Source organism: Desulfovibrio sp. DV (assembly GCF_001936595.1).
GTDB lineage: Bacteria > Desulfobacterota > Desulfovibrionia > Desulfovibrionales > Desulfovibrionaceae > Solidesulfovibrio.
In genome coordinates this window covers 15,434-41,112 of the sequence record NZ_MLBG01000015.1, presented here as the reverse complement: position 1 = coordinate 41,112, position 25,679 = coordinate 15,434, and the positions used below count along the sequence as shown (strand labels likewise).

Annotated in this window: 23 protein-coding genes; 14 read left to right on the top strand and 9 right to left on the bottom strand. The window is 64.9% G+C overall.

Going from position 1 to position 25,679, the window contains the following annotated elements; all coding sequences use genetic code 11:
• Positions 1 to 60: 60 nt before the first annotated feature.
• Together DVDV_RS05930 and DVDV_RS05925 are read right to left on the bottom strand one after the other, a co-directional pair.
• The gene (locus tag DVDV_RS05930; RefSeq protein ID WP_075353791.1) at positions 61 to 705 is read right to left on the bottom strand and encodes an FkbM family methyltransferase; all 645 of its coding nucleotides are present in this window, start codon (positions 703 to 705) and stop codon (positions 61 to 63) included.
• Positions 702 to 2,219 (bottom strand): response regulator, encoded by a 1,518-nt coding sequence (locus DVDV_RS05925; protein WP_075353790.1) that lies wholly within the window; start codon positions 2,217 to 2,219, stop codon positions 702 to 704. The genes DVDV_RS05930 and DVDV_RS05925 overlap by 4 nt, the downstream gene beginning before the upstream one ends.
• A gap of 265 nt (positions 2,220 to 2,484) precedes the next feature.
• Between DVDV_RS05925 and DVDV_RS05920 the strand changes: the two genes are divergently transcribed.
• The 8 genes from DVDV_RS05920 to DVDV_RS05885 all read left to right on the top strand — a co-directional run bounded on the left by DVDV_RS05920 (position 2,485) and on the right by DVDV_RS05885 (position 11,931).
• Complete coding sequence (locus tag DVDV_RS05920; protein ID WP_075353789.1) at positions 2,485 to 3,699, top strand: ammonium transporter; 1,215 nt, start codon at positions 2,485 to 2,487, stop codon at positions 3,697 to 3,699.
• 22 nt (positions 3,700 to 3,721) lie between these two features.
• Positions 3,722 to 4,060: a P-II family nitrogen regulator gene (locus DVDV_RS05915; protein WP_075353788.1), complete on the top strand. Its 339-nt coding sequence runs from the start codon at positions 3,722 to 3,724 to the stop codon at positions 4,058 to 4,060.
• A gap of 95 nt (positions 4,061 to 4,155) precedes the next feature.
• Positions 4,156 to 6,807, top strand: coding sequence for an HD domain-containing protein (locus DVDV_RS05910; protein WP_075353787.1), 2,652 nt, complete (start codon positions 4,156 to 4,158; stop codon positions 6,805 to 6,807).
• Positions 6,808 to 6,944: 137 nt separating this feature from the next.
• Entirely contained in the window at positions 6,945 to 7,595 is a 651-nt protein-coding gene (locus tag DVDV_RS05905) for a peroxiredoxin (protein ID WP_075353786.1), read from the top strand.
• Positions 7,592 to 7,846, top strand: a complete 255-nt coding sequence (locus tag DVDV_RS05900) for a hypothetical protein (protein WP_043639011.1) — start codon at positions 7,592 to 7,594, stop codon at positions 7,844 to 7,846. The genes DVDV_RS05905 and DVDV_RS05900 overlap by 4 nt, the downstream gene beginning before the upstream one ends.
• Positions 7,847 to 8,044: 198 nt before the next feature.
• Positions 8,045 to 8,632: a YkgJ family cysteine cluster protein gene (locus tag DVDV_RS05895; protein WP_075353785.1), complete on the top strand. Its 588-nt coding sequence runs from the start codon at positions 8,045 to 8,047 to the stop codon at positions 8,630 to 8,632.
• Positions 8,629 to 11,004 carry a penicillin-binding protein 1A gene (locus DVDV_RS05890; RefSeq protein ID WP_075353784.1) on the top strand — a complete coding sequence of 792 codons (2,376 nt, stop codon included), beginning with the start codon at positions 8,629 to 8,631 and terminating at the stop codon, positions 11,002 to 11,004. Before DVDV_RS05895 ends, DVDV_RS05890 begins: the two co-directional genes overlap by 4 nt.
• A 435-nt stretch (positions 11,005 to 11,439) precedes the next feature.
• Positions 11,440 to 11,931, top strand: coding sequence for a hypothetical protein (locus tag DVDV_RS05885; protein ID WP_075353783.1), 492 nt, complete (start codon positions 11,440 to 11,442; stop codon positions 11,929 to 11,931).
• Between the two features lie 234 nt (positions 11,932 to 12,165).
• Here DVDV_RS05885 and DVDV_RS05880 read toward each other — a convergent pair whose 3' ends face one another.
• Together DVDV_RS05880 and DVDV_RS05875 are read right to left on the bottom strand one after the other, a co-directional pair.
• Positions 12,166 to 13,305: an NADH:flavin oxidoreductase gene (locus tag DVDV_RS05880; RefSeq protein ID WP_303046326.1), complete on the bottom strand. Its 1,140-nt coding sequence runs from the start codon at positions 13,303 to 13,305 to the stop codon at positions 12,166 to 12,168.
• Entirely contained in the window at positions 13,283 to 13,657 is a 375-nt protein-coding gene (locus DVDV_RS05875; RefSeq protein WP_075353781.1) for a hypothetical protein, read from the bottom strand. Before DVDV_RS05875 ends, DVDV_RS05880 begins: the two co-directional genes overlap by 23 nt.
• Before the next feature lie 183 nt (positions 13,658 to 13,840).
• Between DVDV_RS05875 and DVDV_RS05870 the strand changes: the two genes are divergently transcribed.
• Positions 13,841 to 16,987, top strand: coding sequence for a hypothetical protein (locus DVDV_RS05870; RefSeq protein ID WP_075353780.1), 3,147 nt, complete (start codon positions 13,841 to 13,843; stop codon positions 16,985 to 16,987).
• A 161-nt stretch (positions 16,988 to 17,148) separates the two neighbouring features.
• Complete coding sequence (locus DVDV_RS05865) at positions 17,149 to 18,060, top strand: 4Fe-4S ferredoxin (RefSeq protein ID WP_075353779.1); 912 nt, start codon at positions 17,149 to 17,151, stop codon at positions 18,058 to 18,060.
• Between the two features lie 82 nt (positions 18,061 to 18,142).
• Here DVDV_RS05865 and phoU read toward each other — a convergent pair whose 3' ends face one another.
• Together phoU and serB are read right to left on the bottom strand one after the other, a co-directional pair.
• Positions 18,143 to 18,817: a phosphate signaling complex protein PhoU gene (phoU, locus tag DVDV_RS05860; RefSeq protein WP_075353778.1), complete on the bottom strand. Its 675-nt coding sequence runs from the start codon at positions 18,815 to 18,817 to the stop codon at positions 18,143 to 18,145.
• Positions 18,818 to 18,979: 162 nt separating this feature from the next.
• Entirely contained in the window at positions 18,980 to 20,200 is a 1,221-nt protein-coding gene (gene serB / locus DVDV_RS05855; RefSeq protein ID WP_075353800.1) for a phosphoserine phosphatase SerB, read from the bottom strand.
• A gap of 359 nt (positions 20,201 to 20,559) precedes the next feature.
• On the opposite strand from serB, the gene DVDV_RS05850 reads away from it, so the two are divergent.
• Entirely contained in the window at positions 20,560 to 20,814 is a 255-nt protein-coding gene (locus tag DVDV_RS05850) for a hypothetical protein (RefSeq protein ID WP_075353777.1), read from the top strand.
• A 167-nt stretch (positions 20,815 to 20,981) separates the two neighbouring features.
• Here DVDV_RS05850 and DVDV_RS22685 read toward each other — a convergent pair whose 3' ends face one another.
• On the bottom strand, positions 20,982 to 21,158 hold the full coding sequence (locus tag DVDV_RS22685) for a hypothetical protein (RefSeq protein WP_175577070.1): 177 nt from the start codon (positions 21,156 to 21,158) through the stop codon (positions 20,982 to 20,984).
• A 335-nt stretch (positions 21,159 to 21,493) separates the two neighbouring features.
• On the opposite strand from DVDV_RS22685, the gene DVDV_RS05840 reads away from it, so the two are divergent.
• Entirely contained in the window at positions 21,494 to 22,627 is a 1,134-nt protein-coding gene (locus DVDV_RS05840; RefSeq protein WP_075353775.1) for an alanine--glyoxylate aminotransferase family protein, read from the top strand.
• 241 nt (positions 22,628 to 22,868) lie between these two features.
• Here DVDV_RS05840 and DVDV_RS05835 read toward each other — a convergent pair whose 3' ends face one another.
• Together DVDV_RS05835 and DVDV_RS05830 are read right to left on the bottom strand one after the other, a co-directional pair.
• Positions 22,869 to 23,789, bottom strand: coding sequence for an ATP-binding protein (locus DVDV_RS05835; protein ID WP_075353774.1), 921 nt, complete (start codon positions 23,787 to 23,789; stop codon positions 22,869 to 22,871).
• Positions 23,790 to 23,950: 161 nt separating this feature from the next.
• Complete coding sequence (locus DVDV_RS05830) at positions 23,951 to 24,148, bottom strand: hypothetical protein (RefSeq protein WP_075353773.1); 198 nt, start codon at positions 24,146 to 24,148, stop codon at positions 23,951 to 23,953.
• 145 nt (positions 24,149 to 24,293) lie between these two features.
• Between DVDV_RS05830 and DVDV_RS05825 the strand changes: the two genes are divergently transcribed.
• Both DVDV_RS05825 and DVDV_RS05815 read left to right on the top strand, forming a co-directional pair.
• A complete protein-coding gene (locus DVDV_RS05825; RefSeq protein WP_075353772.1) occupies positions 24,294 to 24,671 on the top strand; it encodes a response regulator in 378 nt (125 codons plus the stop codon).
• Between the two features lie 335 nt (positions 24,672 to 25,006).
• Positions 25,007 to 25,651 carry a site-2 protease family protein gene (locus tag DVDV_RS05815; protein ID WP_075353770.1) on the top strand — a complete coding sequence of 215 codons (645 nt, stop codon included), beginning with the start codon at positions 25,007 to 25,009 and terminating at the stop codon, positions 25,649 to 25,651.
• Positions 25,652 to 25,679: the final 28 nt, after the last annotated feature.

Genomic DNA, 25,679 nt, shown 5'->3' with positions numbered 1-25,679 from the left:
GGGGGATCATCCCCCGGCCGCCGGAGGCATTCCCCCTTCTTCTTTCCCTCTCCCCCCTCATCACTGCGGCGTATGCCGCACGAAAACGGCGTCACCTGAGGCGATGCGGCCGGAGGCGTCGCGGTAGAAATCGTACAACCCGTCAAGCGCCAGCCCGAATCCTTCCAGATAGGCCGCCAGCTCCGGCAAAAGCGCCTGCCCCTGGTAGAGCGGATAGAGCGCCGTCTCGGCCACCACCACCGATACCTCGGGCAAAAGCGCCGTGGCTCCGGAAAGGGCCGGCAGCTCGTAGCCCTGCAAATCCAGTTTGATGACGTCGGCCCGGCCAAGGACCGCGTCCAGGCGCACGACCGGCACGTCCACGATTGCGGTGACGCTCAGATCCTGGCCGGCGTACTTGTCCTGGATGCCGGTTGGTGCAAACAGTGAGGACAGGGTGGGCCGGGACAGGACGGTGAGCGGCAGGGTGGCCGGGGATGCGCCCAGGGCCACGGGGTGGACGGCCACCCTGGGATCGCCGGCAAAGCGCTTGGCGAGTTTTCGGGCCAGGCGCGGCTGGGGTTCAAAGGCGTGGAGCCGGGCGCGGGGCAGGGCGGCCAACAGCCGGGCGGCCACATGGCCCTTGTTGGCCCCGCCGTCGACGATGACGGGATCCGGCGGCAGGCGGCAGCCGAGCAGCCGGGGAAGCCAGGATTCACCGCTCATGTCCGGCCGTTCCCGGGACGCCAGACAGACTCGGCCGTGTCCTCGAGTTCGTCGTCGCTTCTGTCGTTGTCGTCCGGGGTGTCGGCCAGGGGGTCGATGGGCAGTTGCAGGGTGAAGGCGGCCTCGTTGCCGGGCTGGGAAAAGGTCAGGGAGCCGCCCATGTTCTTGACGATGCGGTAGGCCAGCGGCAGCCCCATGCGTTCGTCGCCTTCCTCGAAGGGCAAAAACAGCACCTCCGGGTCGATGATGTTGCGGCTTGGGTGAAAGGCCACATCGCAGTGGGCGTAGCGGGAATGGCGCGAGGTGGCCAGCCGGATCGTGCCGCCAAGGGTCATCCGGCTGGCGGCAAAGCGCACGAGGCTGGTCATCACCTGGGTGAGCAGATCGGGGTCCAGGCGCAGGTCCGGCAGGCCCGGGGACAGCTCGGTGTTGGCGGCAAGGCCCCGGGCGGAAAATTCCGGGGCCAGGAAATCCAGGGCCGCGGTCACGATGGCCCCCAGGGAGCACAGTCTGGGGCGCAGGTCCACCGGATGGAGATAATTGCTGATCTTGTCGAGAATGTCTTCCAGCCGCCGGGCTTCCGACAGGATGATGCCGGCCTCGCGGTTGTCCGGCATCCGGGCCTGCAGGCGGTGGGCGAACCCGGCGATGGAAAAGAGCGGATTTCGGATCTCGTGGGCCACTTCGGCTGATATGGCTCCGAGAGTCTTGAGCTTTTCTTCCTGGACCACGAAGCGTTCCAGCTCCACCCGGTCGGTGATGTCAACCACGATGCCTTCGATGGTGAGGTCGGATTCCGGGGTGCTGTCCCGGGAGGAGGGGATGGCCCGAAGCAGGATGTGGATGGTCGCGCCGTTTTTGTGCAGCAGGCGGCATTCCTCGGTCCGGGTGCGTTCCTGGGGAGAGAGGCTGCGCCGCAGGCAGGCTTCCACCCGGTCGCGGTCCTCGGGATGGACGCGGCCGATGAAGAAGCCGGGGGTGGCCAGGGCTTCGGCCCGGGTGAACCCGAGCAGCGGCCGGCAGAATTTGTTGACAAAGGCCAGTTCCAGTTGGCCGTCAAGGACAAAGACCAGAAGCGGCAGGTTCTGCACCAGATTGAAATAGCGGTTTTCGGCCTGGCGCACGGCCCGTGACAGTTTCTGGCGTTCCAGGACTGCGCCCAGGGCGTGGGCCAGCAGATCGAAACTGAGGATGGGTTTTTGCAGATAGTCGGCCGCGCCCAGGCGAAAGGCCCGGATGACGCCTTCGATGCCGTCCTGGCCGGAGATGACGATGACCGGCGGGGCATCGCTTATATGGGACAGGCTTTCCAGGACGCCAAAGCCGTCAAGGCCGGGCAGGCGCAGATCGAGCAGCACGGCGTCGGGGCGTTCGGCGGCGATGGCGGCCAGGGCGCGCAAACCATCGACCGCCTCGGTCACGGCATACCCGGAGAGGTCGAGCCAGGTGCACACCGGGTGGCGCACGTTTTCGTCATCCTCGACCACCAGGATTTTGGCGATTTTGTCGGACACAGCAGGCCTCCCGGGGTTGGTTGCGGTATCAAGGATAGTCGGTTTTCCGGGAATACGCCAGTCTGCGCGGGGTTTGCGGCCAATGGTGCCGGGGTGGTTTTTTAGTGTTGCAAAAATGTCAACCTTGGGCTAATCACGAAACTGTCACACCGACCGACCCCGGTCGCCGGGCCTTGGAGAGGGCTGCGGAGGCTTTTGGCGGGATGGGACGGATGTGGCGACGGCAGCGGCAAGTTCGACAAAAACGTCATCAGAGGGGGAAACCATGAACGCGGCAGATACCGCTTTCGTGCTCATTTCGGCGGCCCTGGTCATGCTTATGACCCCGGGTCTGGCTCTTTTTTACGGCGGCATGGTCCGGGGCAAGAACATCCTCGGCACGCTCATGCACTCCAACATCCTGCTTGGCTCCGTGTCCGTGCTGTGGGCCCTGGTCGGCTACAGCCTGGCCTTTGGCGGCGATGTCGGCGGCCTCATCGGCAATCTGGACTACATGTTCCTGAAAGGTGTTGGCTCGGCCGCCAAGGAAGGGATCGACAACATCCCGCACTCGGCCTTCATGATCTTTCAGTGCATGTTCGCCGTCATCACCCCGGCGCTCATCACCGGCGCCTTTGCCGAGCGCATCAAATTCTCCGGCTTCCTGCTCTTTACCGCCCTGTGGCTGCTCGTGGTCTACTGTCCCATGGCCCACTGGGTCTGGGGCGGCGGCTGGATGGCCAAGATGGGCGCTCTCGACTTTGCCGGCGGTGCCGTCGTCCACATGAGCTCCGGCGCGTCCGCCCTGGCCGCCGTCCTCTACCTGGGCCGCCGCCACGGCTACGGCAAGCAGTCCTTCATTCCGCATAACCTGCCGCTGACCATCCTGGGCGCGGGCATCCTTTGGTTCGGCTGGTTCGGCTTCAACGCCGGCAGCGCCCTGGCTGCCAACGGCCTGGCCGCCTCGGCCTTCGTCACCACCCACCTGGCTGCCGCCGCTGCGGCGCTCAGCTGGATCATCGTGGAGTGGTTCCACCGCGGCAAGCCCACCACGCTGGGCATGGCTTCCGGCGCCGTGGCCGGTCTGGTGGCCATCACCCCGGCCGCCGGTTTCGTCGAGCCCATGCCGGCCATCCTCATCGGCCTTGTCGCCGGCGGGTTGTGCTACGGCGGCGTGCTGGCCAAGAGCCTTTTCAAGTACGACGACGCCCTTGACGTGGTCGGCATCCACGGCCTTGGCGGCACGTTTGGCGCCCTGGCCACCGGCCTGTTCGCCACCAAGGCCGTCAACGAGCTTGGCAACGACGGCCTGTTCTACGGCAACCCCGAGCAGCTGTGGATCCAGTTCGTCTCCGTGGTCGCCACCTGGGTGTTCTGCTTTGTCATGACGCTGATCCTTTTCAAAGTCGTGGACGTGCTGGTCGGTATTCGGGTAAGCCAGGACGACGAAATCAAGGGCCTCGACGTCAGCCAGCACAGCGAAGTCGGCTACCAGCTCTAGTCAAGAAAAGGAGCGCGCCATCATGAAAAAGATTGAAGTCATCACCCGTCCCTATAAGCTCGACGAGATCAAGGAAAAGCTGACCACCATCGGCATCAAGGGCATGACCGTCTCCGAGGTCAAAGGCTTCGGACGCCAGCGCGGCCACACCGAAGTGTACCGCGGAGCCGAATACCAGGTGGACTTTGTGCCCAAGGTCAAAATGGAACTGGTGGTCGAGGACGCCGTGGCCGGCGAGGTCATCAAAGCCATCCAGGCCGCTGCCCAGACCGGCGAAGTCGGCGACGGCAAGATCTTTGTCTCCACCATTGACGAGGTCATCCGTATCCGTACCGGCGAGACCGGCAACGCCGCCATCTAAGCGCCCGGCGCGGTACCCCCGCGCGGACCCATAGCCAACCACGACCGGGAAGGGGAAAACCTCCTTCCCGGTCGTTTCATTACGCGGGAGAGCCCATGCCGTCTGCTGCCGACAGGCCGCCCAGTGCGGCCATGCTCGTCGAGGGCAAAAGCCTTTGCGACGACGCCCTGGCCGCCGGTCAGGTGGATGTGGCCTATGTGGCCGCCCTGGCCGATGTCTATGACCGCTATTTCCGGGAACGCCTGGCCGAATACCAGGTCGGCCGGGACGGGCCGGCCGCCTTTGCCCTGGCCGCTGTCGGCGGCTACGGCCGGCGGGAATTGTGTCCGGCCTCGGATATCGACGTCCTGGTCCTTTTTGACGGCGACACCCCGGAAAGCGCGGCCGAGTTGGCCCGATTTCTCTTTTTCCCGCTCTGGGACCTCGGCGTGGAGCTTGGCCACGGCGTGCGCACCGTCGAGGCTTGCTGCGAACTGGCGGCCTGCGATCCCAAAGTCCTGGCTTCGCTCATTGATCTGCGCTTTCTGGCCGGCGAGGCCGGCGTGGTCGCGCGTCTGGAAGCCCGTCTTCAGGCCGAGGTCTACCCGGCCCACGCCGCCGCCTTTGCCAACTGGCTGGCCCGGGGCAACGAGGAGCGCGGCCGCAGCTACGGCGATGCCGGCGGGATGCTCGAACCCAATCTCAAAAACGGCCTGGGCGGGCTTCGCGACTGGCATCAGGTCCGCTGGCTCACCCGGCTCGATCCCCGGAGCGAGGCCGATGCCCGGCTGGTGGCCGAGGATCTGGCGGCCCTGGAAGAGGACGTCCGGTTCGTGCTGACCGCCCGGATGCATCTGCACCGGTTTTGCGCCCGCAAAAACGACAAGCTCTATTTTGAATTTCAGGAACGGGTGGCCGAGGCCATGGGCTTTGGCCCCCGGGGCGACCGCAAGGCCGTGGAGCGCTTCCTGTCCCGACTGCTGCGCCGCATGGCCGACATCAAGGCCCTTCGCCTGTCGGTGTGGCCGCTTCTGGCCGGTGGGGTGGGGGCCGTTGATCTGGCTGCCCCGGCCACCACCGTCTCGGCCGGCATCGAGGACGGGCCCGAAGGCCTGCGCTTTGCCCGGCAGGTGACGGACACGGCGGCCATGGAGCTGGTCTTTGACCTCTTTGCCGCCTGCGCCCAAACAAATCGCGCCCCCTCCCACGCCACCCTTCGCCGCCTGCGGGCCATGGCCCCGGAACTGGGCCGGCTGGCCGGGGTGTCGCCGCGCACCGGGCGCATGATCTACGACCGTCTGGGCGAGATCATGGCTGTTGATGTGGCCGGGGTGGCCATGGACGCCATGCTGGCCTCGGGCATGTTGGCGGCGGTCCTGCCGGAATTTGCCCGGGTTTCGGACATCGTGGCCTACGACGTCTACCACGTCCATCCGGTCGGCCGGCACAGCCTGGAGGCCGTGCGCCTCTTGGCCGAGATCCGGGCCGGCGGCCCGTCCCGGGCCAAGGACATGCTGGCCGGGTTGCCGCGTCCGGAGCTGGCCTTCTGGGGGCTTCTTCTGCACGACGTGGGCAAGGGCCTGGGCGGGGGCCATGCCGAGAAGGGGGCGCAATTGGCCGAGGACATGCTGACCCGGCTCTCGGCCCCGCCCGAGGCCCGCCACGTCATCGCCGCCCTGGTGCGCGAACACCTCATCCTGCCCGAGACCGCAACCGGCCGGGATCTGGCCGACCGCGACATCCTGGCCCGGGTGGCCGGCCGGGTGGCCACGGTCGAGATGCTCGACCTGCTCGTGCTCATTGCCCGCTGCGACGGGCTGGCCACCGGTCCGCAAGCCTGGACGGGCTGGAAGGAATCGCTGGTCTACGACCTCTACGCCAAGGTGCGCGCCGCCATCGAACAGGGGCGGTTGTTTGACGCCGGCGATGCCCGGATCATGCTGGCCACCCGCGACCGGCTGCGCGAAGTGGCCCGGGACCGTTTTACGGCCGAGGCCCTGGAGGAAATGCTCCTGGCCATGCCGCCGCGCTATCTGGTCAGCCAGTCCGTGGAGTCGATCCTCGGGCACCTGGACCTTCTGGCCGAACTGGAGGCTGCCGAGGCCGAGGACCGGCGCATGAAACCCGGCGACCGGGGCGGCCGCGACGTGGCCGCCCTGACCCAGACGGCCCTGCCCGGCGGCGACGGCTTTGCCGTGACCGTTGCGGCCCGGCGGGTGCGGGCGCTTTTCCCCACCGTCACCGGCGTGTTGGCCCTGCACGACCTGTCCATCCACGAAGCCGACGTCTTTGTCTGGGAAGACGGCGTGACCATCCTGTCGCTTCGCACCGGCAACCCCCCGGACGTCATCTACAGCGACGAGGTCTTTGCCCGGGTGGCCCGGGCCGTGCGCTACGCCCTGTCGGGCAAGCTCTTTTTAGCCTACCGGCTGGCCCGCAAACGCTCCTCCTTTGCCGCGGCCAGGACCCCGGCCGGGCCGAAATCGCCGCCCACGGTCAGGCTCGACAACAAGGCGTCAGATCTGTTTACCGTCATTGACGTATCCTGCGACGACCGGGTGGGCCTTTTGTACGACATCGCCCGGACGCTTACGGAACTGCATCTGGAGACGCATCTGGCCAAGGTCATGACCCCGGCCGGACGGGTGCGCGACGTATTTTACGTGCGCGGCCTGGACGGGCGGCGCATCGAGGACCCGGAACAGGCCGATGAGATCAAGGCCGCCCTCATGCACCGGCTGGCCGAGGACCTGTGTTCCCTCTCCTGACCGCTTTGGGACTGGTTTATGGGGGTTACGCGGCTGTTTGTCCGGGGCGGCGCGCTTGACGCGCCGCGGCGAAGCGTTAATAAAAGGGTTGTGAGAGCCGGGCCATGGCAGTGTGCCATGGCCGACAAGGAGCCTGCATGACCGAACACGCTTCCGTTTGCGTCCCGCGCATCGGCGACCCGGCCCCGGATTTCGAGGCCGAAACAACCCACGGCATCCTGCGTCTGGAAGACTTTCGGGGAAGCTGGCTGGTGCTGTTCTCCCATCCGGCGGATTTCACGCCGGTATGCGCCTCGGAACTGATTGCCTTTGCCGGCGTGCGCCAGGCTTTGCGCGCCACCGGCTGCGAGTTGCTCGGCCTTTCGGTCGATTCCATCTTCTCGCATATCGCCTGGGTGCGGTCCCTTGAGGAGAAATTCGGCGTTTCCATCGATTTTCCCCTCATTGCCGACACCACCGGCGAGATGGCCCGGCGCTACGGCATGACCATGCCGGCCGAGTCGCCAACCGAACCGGCCCGCGTGGTCTATGTCATCGACGACCGTCAGTTTATCCGGGCGTTTATGGCCTATCCCATGACCACGGGACGCAACGTCGAAGAAATCATGCGCCTTGTCGCGGCGCTTCAGGCTACAGACGCCCATGGCGTGGCCACGCCTGCCGGTTGGAAACCCGGCGAGGGCGTCCTGGCCCCGCCGCCGCGAACCCAGGCCATGGCCGAAGAACGGGCCAAGGCCGCCGGTCCGAGCTGCCCGGATTGGTATTTTTGCAAAAGAGAGTTGTCATGACTTCCGACATGTACGATGCCGCCGAAGCCACCCCCCAGGTCAAGCCCGACGGATCGCTCACCCAGGCCGCCAAGGACATCCTGCGGGTCTGTGAACCCCCAGCCACCGAGGAGGACATCAGCCGGGCCCTGGTGCGGCATTTCTCCCAGGTGCAGCCCATGGTGCGCGATCTTGTCAATCTCGGGCTGCTCGAAGACAACAACGGCCGCCTGGCCGTGACTGCCTACGGCCGGGAAAAACTCGGCCGCTAGCCGCCTGGCCGGCCGTTGCGCCGCCGCCGGTCTCCGGACTGGCGGCGGCGCAGCCGGGCATTGCCGGGCGGGCCTGCCTGGCGCGGGCCTTTACGGCTGCCGTTGCCGGGATTATGGTGCCCCGGGATGCCGGATGCGGCCGGGGTATGTGCCCCGGGCCGTGCGGCGGCCCGGGAGGTCGCCGTGAATGTTGATCGGATGCTGTTGCCGGAGGCGCCGCCGCCCGGAGAGGACGTGTGTGGCCGTTGCGCCGCCGCCGGTCCCACCTGCTGCACGCTCTCGCCGGGCCAGGAAGAGCTGTGCTTTCCCGTCTCGGAGATGGAGCGCACCCGCATTGTCGAACAGGTGGGCCTCACCCTTGGGGCCTTTGTCCCGGAGGGCAATTCCGGGGCCTTTGTGGCCAATCTGGTCCGGCTGTTCCCGAGTGACCGGGACCGTCTGATCCGGCTTTTCCCCGAGACCGGACAGCATCTGCGCCTGGCTGTGGACGGGTCCGGCAACTGTGTGTTTTTGCGCGCCGGCGGATGCAGCTTGCCAAGGCCGGTGCGTCCGTATTATTGCCGGCTCTTTCCGTTCTGGCTGACCGGCAAGGCTCTTTCGGCCTTTGCCGCCCCGGGTTGCCTGGTCCACCGCCAGGGACGGACCGTGGTCCGGATGCTGGCCCTGCTTGGCTGCACCGAGGCCGACGTCCGCGACCTGCATGGCCGGTTGCGTCTGGCCTGGGGGCTTCCCCCCAAGGAAGGCATGCCCTTCGTCACTCCCTCTCCTGCGAGATTCCGCCCGTGAAAAAGCTTCTCATTCTTCTGGCGATCCTGGTTTTTGTCGGCCTCGTTTCCGGTCTGGCCGGCGGCATCGGCCTTTATTACTGGGCCTCAAGCGATCTGCCGAGCTTTCGCAAGATCACCGACTACCGCCCGCCCCTGGTCACCACCATCTACACCCGGGGCAACAAGGTGCTCGGCTACCTCTATTCCGAAAAGCGTTTCCTGGTGACGCTCTCGGAAATGCCCGATTTTCTGCCCAAGGCCTTTCTGGCCGCCGAGGACTCCACCTTCTACCAGCACGAAGGCGTGGATTTCTCGGCCATTGTCCGGGCCATGATCAAAAACCTCCAGCAGGGCAGCCGCAAGCAGGGCGGTTCCACCATCACCCAGCAGATCATCAAGCGCCTGCTGCTGTCTTCGGAAAAGAGCTACACCCGGAAAATCAAGGAAGCCATTTTAGCCTACCGCCTGGAAAAGTATCTGACCAAGGACGAGATCCTCACCATCTATTTGAACCAGATCTACCTCGGTTCCCGGGCCTATGGCGTGGAAGCGGCGGCCCGGACCTATTTTGGCGTCCACGTGGGCGACCTGACCATTGCCCAGGCCGCTCTGCTGGCCGGCCTGCCCCAGGCCCCCAGCCGCTACAGCCCGTTTCGCGATTTCGAGTCGGCCAAGAGCCGCCAGAAATACGTCCTTGGCCGCATGTTGGCCCAGAACTGGATCACCCAGGCCCAGCACGACGCGGCCGTGGCCGAACCGCTGGTCTTTAAGAGCATGCCGGATCCGTCCTGGGAAGTGGCCCCGTTTTATTTGGAAGAGGTGCGCCGGGAACTGATCGACCGCTTTGGCGAGGATCAGGTCTATAACGGCGGCCTGCATGTCCATACCGCCGTCGACCTCAAACACCAGGAAGCGGCCGAGCGGGCCCTTCGCGAGGGGCTGGTCGCTTCGGAGAAGCGGCGCGGCTTCAAGCCAACCCTGGAGAAACTGGAAAAGGACAAGTACGAGGACTTTTACGAGCGCTCCAACGTGCCGGAATCGCTTCTGACTCCCGGACGCTGGGTCAAGGCCCTGGTCCAGGAAGTGGGGCCGTCGGGTGCGGTGATCCGTTTTGGCGACAAGTACGGCCTGATCCCGGCCGAAGACATGAGCTGGGCCAAGGGCAAGGTGGAAGTGGGCGATCTGGTCTGGGCCTCGGTGACCGCCGTGCCGGACAAGCCCGGCGCGGAAAAGCCGGTTGCCGCCCCGGCCGCGGCCCCGGCCGCCAAAAAAGGCAAACCGGCCGAGACGCCTGCCCCGGCCGTGCCGGCCAAGCCCGGACGGCCCATGTGGCGGCTGGCCATGCAGCTTGAACCGCGCATCGAAGGGGCCATCGTGTCCATGGACCCGCGCACCGGCGAGGTGCTGGCCTGCGTCGGCGGCTTCTCCTTCGAGAAAAGCCAGTTCAACCGGGCCACCCAGTCCTTTCGCCAGCCCGGATCGTCGTTTAAGCCCATCGTCTATTCCGTGGCCATGGACAACGGCATGACCCCGGCCACGGTGGTCATGGACGGTCCTTTCACCTACGTCGATCCCTGGTCCCACGTGGCCTGGACCCCGGGCAACTACGAGGGCGACTACGGCGGGCCCATGACCATCCGTTCCGCCCTGGCCAAGTCCAAAAACCTCGTCACCGTGCGCGTGGCCCAGCAGGTGGGCATGAAAAAGATCGTGGACCGGGCCCACGAACTGGGCCTTCGCGGTGATTTCGGGCCGTTTTTGCCGGTCAGCCTCGGGGCGGTGGCGGTCAATCTGCTGGACATGGTCCGGGCCTACTCGGCCTTTGCCCGCGACGGCTCCACCATAAACCCCCGGTTCGTGCTCGACGTCAAAAGCCCCTGGGGCGAGGAAGTCTGGTCCAACAAGCCCGAGGTCAAGCAGGTTTTGACGCCCCAGACCGCCTACGTCATGGATTGCCTGCTCAAGGAAGTGGTGCGGGCCGGCACGGCTACCGCCGTCAAGGTCCTTGGCCGGCCCATTGCCGGCAAGACCGGCACCACCAACGATTTCCAGGATGCCTGGTTCATGGGCTTCACGCCCTATCTGCTCACCGGCTGCTACATCGGCTTTGACCAGCCCAAGTCCATGGGCAAGGGCGAAACCGGCGGCCGGGCCACCCTGCCCATCTGGCTGTCCTACCGCAAGGCGGTCGAGGAAGATTATCCGGTGGAGGATTTCTCGCGGCCGCCCGGCATCTTCATGGGCACAGTGGACGGCGTGCCCATGGCCTTTAAGGAAGGCACGGAGAAGGGCTCCATGGCCATCATGGACGAGGAGCAGGAGAAGGCGTTTTTAAACGATCCCAATGCGCCGCTCGGCAAGGGCGAGGATCTGCTCAAGCAGATGTTCTAGGTGCGTTGTCGGGAGTGTGCCGCGGCCGTCAACGACGCCGCCGGCCCGGGGTGCGCCAGCCCGGGCCGGCGGCGTTTTTGTTGCGAGTGTTGCAGGCGGGCTGGGTGCGGGAGAAGTCTGAAAAATTTCCAATTTTTTCTGGCATGGCGAAGGCTGGCAGGGGTATTGGCATGCAGAGCTGAAGGTGTTCGTCGTTTTAAGACTCTTGAGTGGAAAAAATGATTTTTTAGTGCGGTGATTCCATGGCCTCTTTTTGATGCAATGAAGCGATTGTAGCTTCAAACCTGGGCGTATCTTTGGTGTAAGAGGCGTTTTCTTGTGATGACGTGATATTGATGAAAAGGTTACAGTCGAATAATATTTATTTCTATGTAAACTTCTTTTCGAGGCGGCCGATAAGCTGGCAGACGGCAACCACGAATAAGGAGTGCAGCCATGTCATCGGATCTTATCAGCCTGTCCTACGGCACGAATGCATCGACGCTTTCCAGCCTGACCTCGACCACCAGCTCCACGGCCACGGCCGCAACCGGCTCTCTGGCCGTTTCGACCAGCCAGAGCGCCGACGCCACCGATCTGTCCAAGGGTGGGCAGTCCATGCAGGAACTCAAGGAATTGGCCACGTCGGACCCTGAGAAGTTCAAGCAGGTGGCCCAGCAGATTTCCGACAAACTGACCGAAGCAGCCGGCAACAGCACCGATTCCAAATCGGCCAAGATGCTGTCGGAAATGGCCTCGAAGTTCTCTTCCGCAGCCTCTTCCGGCTCCATGGATTCCCTGACCCCGCCCGAACCGCCGACCGGCGCTGCCGGTGCCCAGGGACAGGCGGCGGCGCAGTATTTCAAGCAAAGCGGCACCAACCCCATGGAGCAGGTGGACAGCGTTATTTCCGATGCCCTTTCCGGCGTCGGTTCAACTTCGGCCTAGGTTGTAAGGAATGATGTGCCGGGCCGGCACGCAGGACTCCCCGTCGCCGGGCCTCGCCGGGCGACCGGCGGCGGGGCGGGCGTGAGGCCACCAGCCTCTTCCCGTCATTTTTCGCGCCTCGCCCCGGCACCGCGCCCGGTCCGAGCAAACGCCCCCGGGTGGGATTCCAAAGGGCACTGCCCTTTGGCCGCCGGAGGCCTCTTCTCCCCTGCCTTTCTCTTTTCCCCTGCCGCCCTACACCCGCTCGTTCTGTCTGACCTCGGTGACGCAGTAGATGCCTTGGCCGGCCCGGGCCGGGCCAAAGCACAGATTGTCGTTGATGCAGGCAGCCGGGGCCGTGTCGCCGGCCAGCCAGCGGGCGACGAGGCCGGGTTCGCGGATGAGGGGCCGGGACAGGGCCACCAGGTCGGCGTCGCCTGACGCGATCAGGTCTTCGGCCGTGCCCAGGCTGCGGATGCCGCCAACCAAAATGACGGGCATGGCCACCCCGGCCGCCTTGACGGCCCGGGCGGTGTCCCGGTACCAGGCCTCGCCTTCGGGGATGGCAATGCGTCCGGGGCGGGAAAACGTGCGCTTGCCCGACTCGAACACCCCGCCGGAGAGCTCCACCCCGTCCAGGCCGGCCGTTTCCAGCCAGGATACGACCTGCACGCATTCCGCGGCAGTGAAGCCGCCTTCGAGGAAGTCGTCGCTGTTGATCTTGGCCAGCACCGGGAAATCCCGGCCGATACGGCCGCGAATGGCTCCCAGGACTTCGAGCAGCAGCCGCGCCCGGTTGGGCAGGGAACCGCCGTACGCTCCGGTGCGGCTATTGGTGCGGGGGGAAAGAAACTGGCTGAGGCCATAGCCGTGGGCGGCGTGGATCTGGACGCCGTCAGCCCCGGCGTCACGGCAAAGGGCTGCGGCCGCGCCGAAGGCTGCCTCGACCCGGGCCAGATCGTCAGCCACCATGGCCCGGCACCGGGGGCCATCGGACGTCCCGGGGGCCGAGGGGCAAAGCGCCGGCTCGCCGGTCACGGTCGAATCGGCCCGGCTCCCGGCATGGGCCAGCTGGACCACGAACCGGCCGCCGTAGGCATGGACTGCCCGGGCCAGCCGGGCGATGCCGGCTTCCATGTCCGGGCTGTGGGCGCCAAGCTGGCCGGCCCTGGCCTGGCCGCGCTTTTCCACATAGGCATGGCTGGAAATGACCAGCCCCACCTCGCCCACGGCCAGCGCCTTGAGGCAGGCTTCCAGCCGGTCGGAAGCCGAGCCGTCTGCATTGGCCATGCCTTCGCCGGTGGCCGAGCGCACGAAGCGGTTTTTCACCCGCATCCCGTTTATGACAATGGGAGTGGCGGCCTTTAAGGCGTCAGGCCGTGGCAAAGCGCTCAAGGAACCGCTCCAGGTCGTTGGGTTCGCCATCCTGGTAATCGTCAGGATAGAGCAGGGCACCCATGAAAAAAATACTTTCGAGTTGCAGGGCCAGGCCGGCCCGGCGGGCGAAATCCTCGAGGCCGGCGGTAAAGGCGGCCGCCTCCGGGGTGTCGCTGCCGGCCAGCCCGGCTTCGGCCTCCTCGGGCAGGCCCTCAAGGATCAGGCACTTCTCGGTCAAAAGCCGCCGATGCCCGGCCGTGTCCCCGGATTCGTGCAAAAGCCGCCCGGCTGTTGCTTCGAGCTCCCGGATGCGCCCGGCAGCGTCGCGCACAGCAGCAAAGGCCGCAGCAGGCACTGTACGTTTGGTCATCGTTCCTCCCTCGGTGGCGGACGGTGAAAGACCCGTCCCCCAATGAGTATGACCAACAAGCGCTGCCATGGCAAATCTTTCGGCTGTCTGCTGCAGCCTGTGTGACGCCGGCCTTCGGCCGGGGAAGTTCTTGACGACATTGGGCGGAATCTGTAGGTATAATGTGAAAAATAAGACAAGGTTATGACAGCCACATCCCAGCCCGAATCGGGCATCCCGCCGTTGCCCGAAACCAATGTCAGCGCCCACGCCCTCGACGGTGTGGCCCGCACTGCTGCCTCGCGCCTGTGCTTCGACGCCGGCGACTACGAGTTGCTGCGCATCGTCAACGATGTTCTGGCCAGACGCAGCTCATCGAGCCTGAAGCGCCTGCTCGCCCCCTACCTCCATCCCCATGGCATCAAGGAGATGGCCGCGCCCAAGGGGCTGCGCATCGCCTATGCCGTCATCCACCTGCTCGGGTCGCTGGAGGCCGGCATGGCCGGCGACCGGCTCACAGCCCTTCGCTCGCTTCGCGACGAGGTCATGGCCGCCGCCGAATCAGGGCTTGAGAAAAATACGGCCCGGGTGCTGCTCCAGATCATGAAAGAACTGGTGCGCTCCCGGGACACTCCCCGCCGCCAGCTGGAACTGGCCCATGACTTCAGAAGCGCCGTCTCAGGCCGCCCCCGGGTGGTGCGAAAGCTCCTGGCCGAATACCATCTGCTGGAAATGCCCGAGGAATGGAACCAGATCGCCTTCGACGACCACGTCCACGATGCCAATACCAAGGGCCGCAAATCGCCCACCCATCTCATCATGGACGCCTGGATCAAGGGCATCCGCCGGCTCACCGTCATCCACTACCATTTTGTGCGTCCGGAGACGGCGGCCGAGCTCCTCGAAGCCGCCGCCATCATGGACATGGGCGTGGATATCGGCATCGAATGCCTGGCCAGCCACCAGGGCGGGCATGTCAAGATCGTCTGGACGCCGCGCGGCTTTGCCCGGCCGGAGGATTTCAGCGCCTTTCTCAAAAAGCCCGGGATGCGCGAATTCATGCGCGAAGGCTTTGAGCTGTCGCTGCGCCAGCAGCATTACATCCTGTCCCTGCTCACAGCCTTTAACGACCGCCACCGCCACACCATCCGGGAGCGCTATGAGTTGCCCCTGGAACCCCTTGATCCCGAAGAATTTTTGGCCTTTGTCGGTTCCGGCCAGGCCAGCCTGCTGCATCTGGCCCGGTTTATCCACGACGCCCTGCGCCCCTTGCTCGACGCCCGGGCCGGCGAAACCATGGATCAGGCCGACCCCCAGGGAGCCTGCCCCTATCTGGCCGAGCGCGACAGCCTGGATGTCGAGGCCATTCTCGACGATTACCTGTCCCCGGCCGCCAACCCGGAAATCGCCCCGCCTGAGGCCGCCCTGCCGGGTGAAACCCTGCCCCCCCGCCTGACCATCAGCCCGGCCGAACTGACCGAACGCATAAGCGCCCTGCATTTCCACAACAAGCTGGCCCTTTGCACCGCCGAGATGGCCCTGCCCGACGTTCTGCTGGTCCTTTTTGCCTGCCGGGGGGAGATCACCGACTGCGACGCGTTTAACCTGCGGGTTTTTGAGACCGGCGGCGGCGACGGCGGCGAGACCCTGGGCCTTTTGTCCATCGTCAATGCCGGCAACGTGGTGGCCTTAAAACGCCTGCTCACCCGCACGGCCGATACGGCCGAAGCCGAGGGGGCAGGGGAGGTGGCTGCCGCCCTTCGGGCCCTTCGCCAGGACGTCGCCGCCATTGCCGGCGCCTACCGCCAGCGGCCGCTGTCTGCCCGCATCGGCACGGACTCCACCGGCCAGTCCACCCGCTGCCACGGCATGGGGCTGGTGGTGGCCGACAGCCTGCCGGCCCGGACCAGGAAACGGCTGGCCCGACGCGAGAGGCATCCCGGGCAAAGCCTGCGCCGGGCCATCCCCGTCGGCGTGACGGTCACGCCCCGGGTGAGCACCCTGCCCGATGAATTTTCCAGCGAACTCTCCGCCCGGTTTTTCCGCTTCCTGCGCGGCCTGCCCGGACTGCGGCTGGCCGGGTACCGCTATGTCCTGGACTGGGTGGCCCAGCGGTTTTTCAAGGCCACGCCGGGCACGGCCAATATCCACACCCTGGGCGGCATCCAGCAAAAGGCCAGCCAGCGTTTCCTGGCCCGGGCCGAGGCGCTTCGCCGGCCGCTTCGCCTGTCCTGGCGCTATCTGAGCGGCACACTCAAAAATGCGCTCAAGATCGGCCTGGGCTTTTCCGTGGCCGCCGCGTCCTTTGCCAGCATCAATTCCTGGTGGGTGCTGGCCTGGCTGGGGCCGTTTATCTGGTTTGGCATCACCGGCGTTCGTAACGTCATCCAGGCCGTGCTCGGCTGCGGCGGCCTGCGGCGCAGCCCGCTTTTAACCTGGAAGGACTACGTCAGCTTCGACCGACTGGCCGACTCGCTGCTCTTTACCGGCTTTTCCGTGCCGCTGCTCGACATCGTGGTGCGCACGCTTTTGCTGGGCCAGGGCCTGGGCGTCACCACGTCAAGCAATCCCTTGCTCCTTTTCGCCTGCATGGCCGTGGCCAACGGCCTCTATCTGGCCAGCCACAACCTGCTGCGCGGGCTGCCCAAATCTGCAGCCGTCGGCAACCTTTTCCGCTCGGTCGTGTCCATCCCTCTGGCCTTTGGCCTGAACCAGGGGCTGGCCTGGCTGCTGGCCCACGGCGGCATCATCGATCCCGAACTGGCCCTTGAACCCTTTGCCGCCATCGTGTCCAAGTTCGCTTCGGACTGCGTGGCCGCCGTCATCGAAGGGCTGGCCGACCGGGCCAAATACGTGCGGATGCGCCTTCGCGACTACCGGGAAAAATTCAAGCAGCTCTATGACACCTATTCCCTGCTGGAACTGCTCTTTCCCAGCGACGATGTGGCCAAGCTGCTGGAAACGCCCAAGGAGTTCATCACCTCCATCGGCTCCCAGAAAGGCGACCTGGACAAGATCGTCATCGTAAACGCCTTGGATTTCCTCTATTTCTGGATGTACCAGCCCCGGGCGCGCACGGTCCTGGCCCGGGCCATGCGGTCCATGTCCTCGGAGGAACGGCGGATGTTCCTCCTGTCGCAGTACGTGCTGTTGCGCGAGCGCGAGATCAGCCGGCTATTTATCGAAGGACTGGTCGGGCGCAAATTCGCCCCGGCCCTGTCGTTTTATTTAAGCCACGCCCGGCGCTACCTGGACGATCTCCAGGAACTGGCCCTGCGCCATCCCCCGGCCGAACCGCTGACCCTGCAAAACAGCCTGCTTGGCCGGGACGTCCGCCTGGGCGGGGTGTAGGGAGAGGGAAAAAGAGAGCCTCCGGCGGCCAAAGGGGTGACCCCTTTGGAATCCCACCCGGGGGGAGGGTGATTTGACCGGGCGTGCGCATTGGGACACGGGCGGCACCTGCCCCGGGCCGCGGTGTAATCCCGCCAGAAAGAGCCGGGGAGGAGTGCGGCATGGAGAGCAGTATTTCGCGTGACATCGTGGCCTGGATGGCCGATCCGGCCAACAACGCCCTGGCTCCGGGGCTGGCCGAACCGGCCTTTGACAGCCCGCTTGTGGGCTGCGCCTCCGGGGCTGATCCGCTTTTCGCCTGGCTTCGCGACGATATCGGCCCGGACTTCTACTGGACCCCGGCCCAGGCCCTGCAACTGGCCTTTCCCGGCCGGGAGATGCGTCCCGAGGCGGTGACCGTCATCGCCTGGGTGCTGCCCCAGACGGCCCGGACCCTGGAAGCCCATCGCCGCTGCCGGGAGCTGCCGAGCCTCGCCTGGTCCCAGGTTCGCCACTACGGTGAAATGATAAACGAAAATCTGCGCCGCTTCGTGGTCGAAACCCTGGCCGGCCAGGGCATCGCGGCCGCGGCCCCGGTCCTTTTGCCCCAGTGGAACCGGGCCACCTCGGCGCGCTACGGATTTGCCTCCTGCTGGTCCGAGCGCCACGCCGCCCATGCCTGCGGCCTGGGGACTTTTGGCCTGTCCGACGGGCTCATCACCCCGGCCGGCAAGGCCATGCGGGTGGGCTCGGTGGTGGCCGAAATGGTCCTGCCGCCAACACCCCGGCCATACACCCGGCACGACGAATGGTGCCTGCGGGCAGCCGGCGTCGCCTGCCGGTCCTGCATCAAGCGCTGCCCGGCCGGAGCCATAAGCGAGGCCGGCCACGACAAAGAACTGTGCTTTAACTACATCCGAAACGTCACCGCCCCCTACGTCGCCCGGGAGCTGCTCCCGGGCATCCCGGTCAACAGCTGCGGCCTGTGCCAGACCGGGACGCCCTGCGAACACGGCATCCCCAAACGGCCCCGCAAACGGCCGGCTGGAGAGCAGACAGGGGAACTGGCAGGTCAGGGAGAGGCGGCCGGCTGACCGGCAGAGGCAGCAGCATTTTGAAGAACCCGGCGGCAGCAGGCTGCGCCGGGTTCTTTTGTCGAGGCGGACCGGCGGCGGCTCAGGCCGGTCCGGGCAGCGGGGAGCACTTGTGCTTGTAGTCCACGGCCCGGCGAATGAAGATCGTCGATTCGGCGATGTTGGCGCACTGGTCGCAGACGCGCTTTAAGCTGTGGGCCACGAAGGACTGCTGCACGGCCCGTTCCACCGGCCGGGATTCCCGGATCATTTCCGTGGTCACTTCCCGGAAGATGCGCACGTTGAGTTCAAGCGCGGCGGCGTTTTGCTCGATGACCCTGAGCGCCCCGGCGTCGTCGAGGTCCATGTAGCAACTGATGGACGCGGCCAAAAGCTCCAGGGCCAGATCAGCCAGTTGGCGCAGATTGTCGTGGATGGGCAGGCGCGTTTCCGTGGTCAGCACCAACACCCGCTCGGCAATGTTGACGGCCTCGTCGCCCAGACGTTCGATATTGACCAGCATCCGCATGGACCCGACGATAAAGCGCAGATCCTTGGCCACGGGATGGTGCAGGGCCAGGATTTTGAGGCTTTCCGAATCGACGCGGCATTCGAAGTCGTTGATTTCCCGGTCCGCGTCGATGACGTCGCGGGCCATGGCCGGGTCGTGTTCGAGCAGGCTGGCGACAGCCTTTTTCACGGCGTCCTGGGCCAGATGCATCATGTGCAGCACATCCACCTTGAGTTTGTGGAGGGCTTGATCGAGCGGGCTTTCCAAAACATGGCTCCTGGTTTGGCGCGGGGGTTGTCGCCCGGCGGCGTCATTGTCGGTAACCCTTGTCACGAACGGTTTTCGGTTACAACCAGAAGCCGAATGTGTGACAATTCGCACAAACCCTGTCAACCATACCGATGGGCGCGGACCCGCGCGTCGCAGCGGTTACGAAAGCGTGTCGCGATCGCGCACGCCGACCAGATAGAGGATGCTGTCCAGGCCCAGGGTGGAGATGGAATGGCCGGCTCCTTTTTTGACCACCGGCTTGGCATGGTAGGCGATGCCCAGGCCGGCGATGCCGAGCATGGGCAGATCGTTGGCCCCGTCGCCAACGGCGATGACCTGTTCCAGCGACAGCCCTTCCTTTTCGGCAATCATGCGCAGCACTTCGGCCTTTTTGGCCGCGTCCACGATTTCGCCCACCACCCCGCCGGTCAGCGCGCCGTCAACGATTTCCAGCTCGTTGGCAAAGACGTAGTCTATGCCCAGGCGCTCCTTGAGGCGGTTGCCGAAGTAGGTGAACCCGCCGGAAATAATGGCTATTTTGTAGCCGAAGCGCTTGAGGTTGGCGATCAGCCGTTCGGCTCCGTCGTTTAAGGGAATGCGCTCGGCCACCTCGGCCAGGGTGGCGGCGGGCAGGCCCTTTAACAGGCGCAGCCGGCGGCGCAGGCTTTCCTTGAAATCGATTTCGCCGCGCATGGCCGATTCGGTGATGGCCGCAACCTGTCCGCCAACGCCGGCCGCCTTGGCCAGTTCGTCGATGACTTCGGCGGCGATGAGGGTCGAGTCCATGTCAAAGGCGACCAGCCGCCGGTTGCGGCGAAAGGCGTTGTCTTCCTGGATGGCGATGTCCACGCCCATGTCGGCTGAGATGGCCAGGAATTCGCTTTTAAGCGTGGTCAGGTCGGCCGGCGTGCCGCGTACGGAAAATTCCACGCAGGCCATGCGCGGGGCATTGCTGCCGTCCAGCGAGGTGCGGCCGGACAGGCGGGTGATGATGTCGATATTGAGCCCGTTTTGGGCAATGACGCCGGTGACGGCGGCGATATGTTCGGCATTGAGGCTGCGGGCGAGCAGGGTGACGATGCGCCGCTGCTTGCCCTGGGCGTCCACCCAGTTCTCGTAATTATTGGCGTCAACCGGCGTAAACGAGAGATTGACCCCGAGCTTGTGGGCGCTAAAGAGCAGGTCCTTTAAAAACGGCGTGGCCTCGGCCGTGGTGGGCACGCGCACGAGGATGCCGAGTGTCAGGCTGTCGTGGATGACGGACTGGCCGATGTCCAGGATATCGGCCTTGAACTTGGCCAGCTCGGCAGTGATGGCGGCGGTGAGGCCGGGCTTGTCGTCGCCGGACACGCGGATGAGGATGATTTCAGGCTGCTGCATGGGGAGGCTATAGCGCCGGGCCGGCCCGGGGGCAAGATGGAGGCGCTTGCAATGGGGTGCAACGCGCGCGTCCTGGCCGGCTTCGGCCGAGGACTTGCCCCTGGCGACCGGGCTGCCAGGACCGGGCGAGGCGGCCCTCAATCGGAAGCACAGCGGTTTTTTCTGTGATCATGGCCTGTTGCCGCCAGTGCCGTGTCAGCCATGTGTCGCCGACGATTTCCCTTTCCCCGGCCGGTGATTTCGGGTATCTTTGACGACGAGACGCTAGTAAACGCCCCTCTCCGTTTCTCTCACCGATTCCCCGCGCCCGGGCCGGCTTCAGCCGGTCTGGAGGCTTAAACAGCTCATCTGGAGGACAAGTGGCCAAAAACGCTTATACTTTTGCAAAGCGGTCCAAGGAATTGGCAAAGAAAAAGAAAAAAGAAGAAAAGCTCGTGCGCAAGAACCAGCGCGGCGATGTGGAAGAAGGCCCGGTTTACGACGAGGCCACCGGACAGATCATCTATCCCCAGGCCGCCGACGCTGAAAATGCTGCCGAAGGCGCTGTCGAAGGCGCAGCCGATGGGGAAACCGAAGCGCCGGCCAAGTCCCCGGACGCTGCCGGGCATCCGTAGATTCCGTCCTGCGCTTTTGGGCCCAGGGCCGCTGGCCAGACCAGCGCGCCACGGCCGGCGCACCCCCCTTTTTGCGTCACGCAGACAGTTCGGACGCGGCCCGGTTGACGGCCGCATCCCCCAGGCAAACGCCCCCCGGCAGCAGGCGGGGGAGCGTCCCTGCCCTGTTACGGCAGCATAAACGACGGCGTTTTCTGCCGGAAACTGCGAAAATCCTGCCGTCCCTGAATCTGGGTCAGACAGTCGTCGCTGTCACGGTTGTAAAGCCGGGCCAGTTCCCCGTTGCCAACCGGGGCGCAGGCTGCGGTGAGCAGCGCGAGCAGCACTACGGCAAATCGAAGCATAGTCGTCTCCCTGGCCGATTTTGCCGGCCGCCCCCCATATTGCAGCATCCATGCCCAACCGCTCGCCCCTGGCCCGGGGGCGAGATTCACCCGGTCGCCGCAGCCGCACCGGTTCGCGTCGCGCCTTCCCTTCGCCTGTCCAGGACCACAGCCGAACGCATGGCCAGCCCGCGCCAAAACCCCCTTTGCAAACTTCTCCCTTTGCAGGGGTCCGGGGGGATCATCCCCCCGGCCGCCGGAGGCATCTTCTCTTCATTCTCCTCCATTTCTGGCGCATTGCAGCCCCTGCTCTTTTTCCGTATGATTCCCCGCTTACCGCAACAGGGAGCAGTCATATGGCCAACGCGCCGTTTCCGGAGATCACGCTTTTCATCACCGGCCCGACCTATATCCGGCCCGAGGTGCGCGCCGCCGGGGCCTGGCCCGAATACGGCCACCGCGACGCCGAGAACGCCAAGCGCTTCGAATCCATTTTCCATAATCTCGGCGTCATTGCCGATCTGCCTGCCGATTACCGCACCATCCTGTTTCTGGGCTCGGGCTCGACAGCCATGGAAGCGTCCATCCGGTCGCTGGTGGCCGAGGATGAGACCGTGCTCCACGCCACGGTCGGGGCCTTTGGCGACCTGTGGCACAAGATGTCGGTGGCCAACGGCAAAAAGACCGTGCATCTGGCTTTTGAGCCGGGCCGGCCGGTCGATCCGGCCGTGCTTGAGGCGGCCATGGCCGAGCACAAACCGGCGGTTGTGGCCATCACCCACAACGAGACATCAACCGGCCTTGCCAACGATGTGCCGGCCCTGTGCAAAATCATCAAGGCCCACGGCGCCCTGGCCCTGGTCGACGGGGTGAGCATTTTTGGCGGCGCGCCGTGCCCCATAGCCGCCTCCGGCTGTGATTTTTACGCTACCGCCACCCAGAAGGCCCTGGGGTTGCACGCCGGCTTCGGCATTGGGTTTGTGAGTCCGGCCGCCATTGAGAAAGCCCGGCATGTCACCTGCCGGGGCCATGCCACGGACATCCTGAGCCACCTGGGCCGGGCCGAGAAATTCCAGACCCAGTCCACGCCAAACGGCGCACTGGGCAACCAGATGTATCTGCAACTGCGTTATATCGTGGAAGAAGAAGGGCTGGCCGCACGTTTTGCCCGACACGAGGCCATGCGGGAGATGACGGTGGCCTTTGTCAAGACCCTGCCCGGCTATGCGCTTTTTGCCGCCGAGGGCTTCCGTTCACCAACGGTCACGGCCGTGGCTGCGGCTCCGGGTATGGCTGCGGCGGATTTGCGGGCCATCAAGGAAGCCCTGCGTCCCCGGGGCTATCTGTTCGATCCCGGCTACGCCAAGCTCAACGAAGATCTCGAAGCCGCCGGGCAGCGTCCGATTTTCCGCATCGGCCACATGGGCGACATCACCCCGGCCATGCTCGAAGCGTATCTGAAGGATCTGGGCGAGGTGCTCGTCCGCTAGCAGAGCTGGAGCTGGGGAAGAGCCTCCGGCGGCCGGGTGGATGATCCCCCGGACCCCTCACTGGGAGAAGTGGTTTAAGGGCTTTCTCGGGGCTGGTTGGCAATCCGGTCGGTAGCCGGCCAGTTTGCCGTCCATCATCCAGAACCACTTGAAATACTTTTCCTATCAAGGGGGTCCGGGGGGGATTATCCCCCCGGCCGCCGGAGGCTCTCTTTCTCTTCCCTGCCACAACCAAATAACCCTATAGCACTTCACCCTTTCTTTTCGCCACCAGCTCCCGCACCCGGCATACGCCGCACACTTCCCCGGACGACGGGAACCCGCATTGGGTGCAGGCATAGAGCGTATCCTGCCCCTCGCCCCGGGACGCGCCCGCGAACTGGGGCCGGCCCTGGGCCAGGAAGGCTTCGTAAAAGGCCGTCTTCTGGCCCGGACTGCGATCCTCAAGGTCGGCAAAGAGCTTTTTGTGGCCGGTGAAGCTGGCCCCGCCGCTGTAGGGGCAGGCCGCCTTCCAGTGGTTGATGGCCTTTAGGAAGCAGTAGGCCGCGGTCTCGAATTCGGTCACGCGGTACAGCGGCTTGATCTTGCGCACAAAGCGGCCCTCGCCCGGCAGGGTCGGGCCCTGGGTGCCCAGATACTTGGCGTCCCAGCGCAGGGTGTTGGCGAAAAGCCGGGCCACCTCGTCGTCGAGGTTGTGCCCGGTGGCCAGGGCGGTATAGCCGTTTTCATAGGCGAATCGATTGAAATAGTGGCGTTTGATCTTGCCGCACACGGCGCAGATGGGCCGGTGGACCGAATCCTTGACCTCGGGAATGGCCAGCCCGACCTCGGCCGTGCGCAGGACATGCAGCCGGAAGCCGTTTTCCCGGCAATACGATTCGGTGCGCTCGCACACCGGATCGGAGGAATCCGGGATGCCCAGATGCACATGCAGCCCGTCCACGTCGTGGCCGAGGTCGGAGAGCACCCGCATAAGGGCCAGCGAATCCTTGCCGCCGGACACGGCCACCAGCACCTTCTCGCCGGGCTTGATCATGGCGTGGCGGCGGATGGCCGTCTCCACCTGCCGCTTAAAAAAAACCTCGAAACACGTCGGGCAAAACCCGGCATGGTGGCTTGGCAGCTTCACCGCCGCCAGTTCGCCGCAGCGCTTGCACTTCATACGGTCAGTTTGTCCTTTCTTGGAATATCGGATGCATCAAGCGCCCGGCCTGGCCGGTGCCCCCGGTCCAATCAAACTCCCCCTGGAGGGGATTCCAAAGGGACTCAGTCCTTGCCGCCGGAGGCTCTCTTCCCTCTTCTCTCACACGGCCCCGGCCACCGTCAGCCTCGGGAGACGACCCGGCGCACGGTGATCTCGTCGCCGGGCCACAGGTGGCGGTCCGGGGTGAGCAACTCGCCGTCGCGGATGATCAGGGCATCATTGACGCGAAGGTTAAGATTGTGGAGCAATTGGAGCACGGTCTTGAGTTTGGGGTAGGTCAGCGGTGGTTTTTTGCCATCGATGGTCACGGTTATCATAGGCCGGCTGTGTAGCGCGGCCGGCTTTGGGAATCAAGCCAGCCCAGGTATGAAAACGGTTGACCCTGCACAGGGTTTTGCGCATAAGGTTGAATTGTTCGGCAGCTATCCTGTCGATTTGTGTCGCATTGCAAGGAGTTTATCTATGAGCGGGAAGATCTTGGTCGTCGATGACGAAAAGCATATCCGGATGCTCTATCAAGAGGAACTGGAAGGCGAAGGCTACCAGGTGGTTGTGTCGGACGGCGAGGACGACATCCTGCCGCTTCTGGAAAAGGTATCGCCCGATGTGGTGGTCCTGGACATCAAGCTCGGCGGCAACCGCTCGGGTCTGGACCTGCTCCAGGAGATTCGCGGCAAGGATCAGGCCATCCCGGTCATCCTCAGCACCGCCTACGACAGTTTCCAACACGATCTCAAGTCCATCGCCGCCGACTACTACGTGGTCAAATCCGTGGATCTCGGCGAACTCAAGTCCAAAGTGGCCCAGGCCATGGCCAAGGCCACGGCCGCCGCGTCCTAGTATCTCGTAAGGCCTTTCCGTCATGCGGATTGAACAAACAACAGATTAGATTTATTATTTAAATTTGTAAAAAGCAGACAATTTTCTGGGAACGCGACATTCGGCCGGGAAACACGTTTTGCCCCTTTGCCAGGGAGGGGGAGCCAATGGATCGTATGAACAGGCAGTCCACGGTCCGCTGCCCGGCATCGCCGGCAGCCGCCTGATGCAGCCGGGGCCGGCCGCGCCGACACCCGTCGGCCGGCCGGACTCCCGACAGCCCCACAGCCCGGGCCATCGGCGCAGCGAGGCTTAGCCCTTGCCCCGGCCGGGCGTTCGTGCTAGCCGCCATCTCCATGTTTCCAGATATCTCGCGCGCTATTCAGGAGATCGCACTGCTGCTTGTGCCCGTGCTCATGGGCGTCACCTTCCATGAGGTGGCCCACGGCTACGTGGCCAACTGGCTGGGCGATCCCACCCCCAAAATGGCCGGCCGACTGACCTTTAATCCCATCAAACACCTCGACGCCTTCGGTGCCCTGGCCTTCCTGCTCACCCGCATGATCGGCTGGGCCAAACCCGTGCCCGTCAACCCGCGCTACTTCCGCGACCCGGCCCGGGGCATGATGCTCGTGGCCCTGGCCGGACCAGCCATGAACGTCCTTTTGGCCGTCGGCTTCTCCCTGGTCATCCGCCTCGTGGAATACGCCGCCATGGGCGTCATGCCCGGTACGACCGCCTACAGCATCCTGGAGCCGCTCCTTTACATCTGCGCCGCCGGCGTTCAGGTCAATCTGGCCCTGGCCTTTTTCAACCTGCTCCCCATACCGCCCCTGGACGGCAGCAACGTGCTGGCCGCCTTCCTGCCGCCGCAGCTCGCCGACCGCTACATGGAGCTTGGCCGCTGGGGCTTTTTTGTGCTGCTGCTCCTGGCCGTAACCGGCATCCTCGGCCGGCTCATCCTGCCGGTCGTCAGCTATTTCACCCATCTGTTGCTGTAGGTCGCGGCCCCGCGCCGCTTTTTCATAC

Coding starts and splice junctions, on each gene's coding strand:
- DVDV_RS05875 (WP_075353781.1), bottom strand. CDS start 13,657: ATGACCAAACGTACAGTGCCTGCTGCGGCCTTTGCTGCTGTGCGCGAC.
- DVDV_RS05870 (WP_075353780.1), top strand. CDS start 13,841: ATGACAGCCACATCCCAGCCCGAATCGGGCATCCCGCCGTTGCCCGAA.
- DVDV_RS05905 (WP_075353786.1), top strand. CDS start 6,945: ATGACCGAACACGCTTCCGTTTGCGTCCCGCGCATCGGCGACCCGGCC.
- DVDV_RS05930 (WP_075353791.1), bottom strand. CDS start 705: ATGAGCGGTGAATCCTGGCTTCCCCGGCTGCTCGGCTGCCGCCTGCCG.
- DVDV_RS05915 (WP_075353788.1), top strand. CDS start 3,722: ATGAAAAAGATTGAAGTCATCACCCGTCCCTATAAGCTCGACGAGATC.
- DVDV_RS05825 (WP_075353772.1), top strand. CDS start 24,294: ATGAGCGGGAAGATCTTGGTCGTCGATGACGAAAAGCATATCCGGATG.
- DVDV_RS05910 (WP_075353787.1), top strand. CDS start 4,156: ATGCCGTCTGCTGCCGACAGGCCGCCCAGTGCGGCCATGCTCGTCGAG.
- DVDV_RS05840 (WP_075353775.1), top strand. CDS start 21,494: ATGGCCAACGCGCCGTTTCCGGAGATCACGCTTTTCATCACCGGCCCG.
- DVDV_RS05920 (WP_075353789.1), top strand. CDS start 2,485: ATGAACGCGGCAGATACCGCTTTCGTGCTCATTTCGGCGGCCCTGGTC.
- DVDV_RS05895 (WP_075353785.1), top strand. CDS start 8,045: ATGCTGTTGCCGGAGGCGCCGCCGCCCGGAGAGGACGTGTGTGGCCGT.
- DVDV_RS05900 (WP_043639011.1), top strand. CDS start 7,592: ATGACTTCCGACATGTACGATGCCGCCGAAGCCACCCCCCAGGTCAAG.
- DVDV_RS05885 (WP_075353783.1), top strand. CDS start 11,440: ATGTCATCGGATCTTATCAGCCTGTCCTACGGCACGAATGCATCGACG.
- DVDV_RS05830 (WP_075353773.1), bottom strand. CDS start 24,148: ATGATAACCGTGACCATCGATGGCAAAAAACCACCGCTGACCTACCCC.
- DVDV_RS05865 (WP_075353779.1), top strand. CDS start 17,149: ATGGAGAGCAGTATTTCGCGTGACATCGTGGCCTGGATGGCCGATCCG.
- DVDV_RS22685 (WP_175577070.1), bottom strand. CDS start 21,158: ATGCTTCGATTTGCCGTAGTGCTGCTCGCGCTGCTCACCGCAGCCTGC.
- DVDV_RS05815 (WP_075353770.1), top strand. CDS start 25,007: ATGTTTCCAGATATCTCGCGCGCTATTCAGGAGATCGCACTGCTGCTT.
- serB (WP_075353800.1), bottom strand. CDS start 20,200: ATGCAGCAGCCTGAAATCATCCTCATCCGCGTGTCCGGCGACGACAAG.
- DVDV_RS05835 (WP_075353774.1), bottom strand. CDS start 23,789: ATGAAGTGCAAGCGCTGCGGCGAACTGGCGGCGGTGAAGCTGCCAAGC.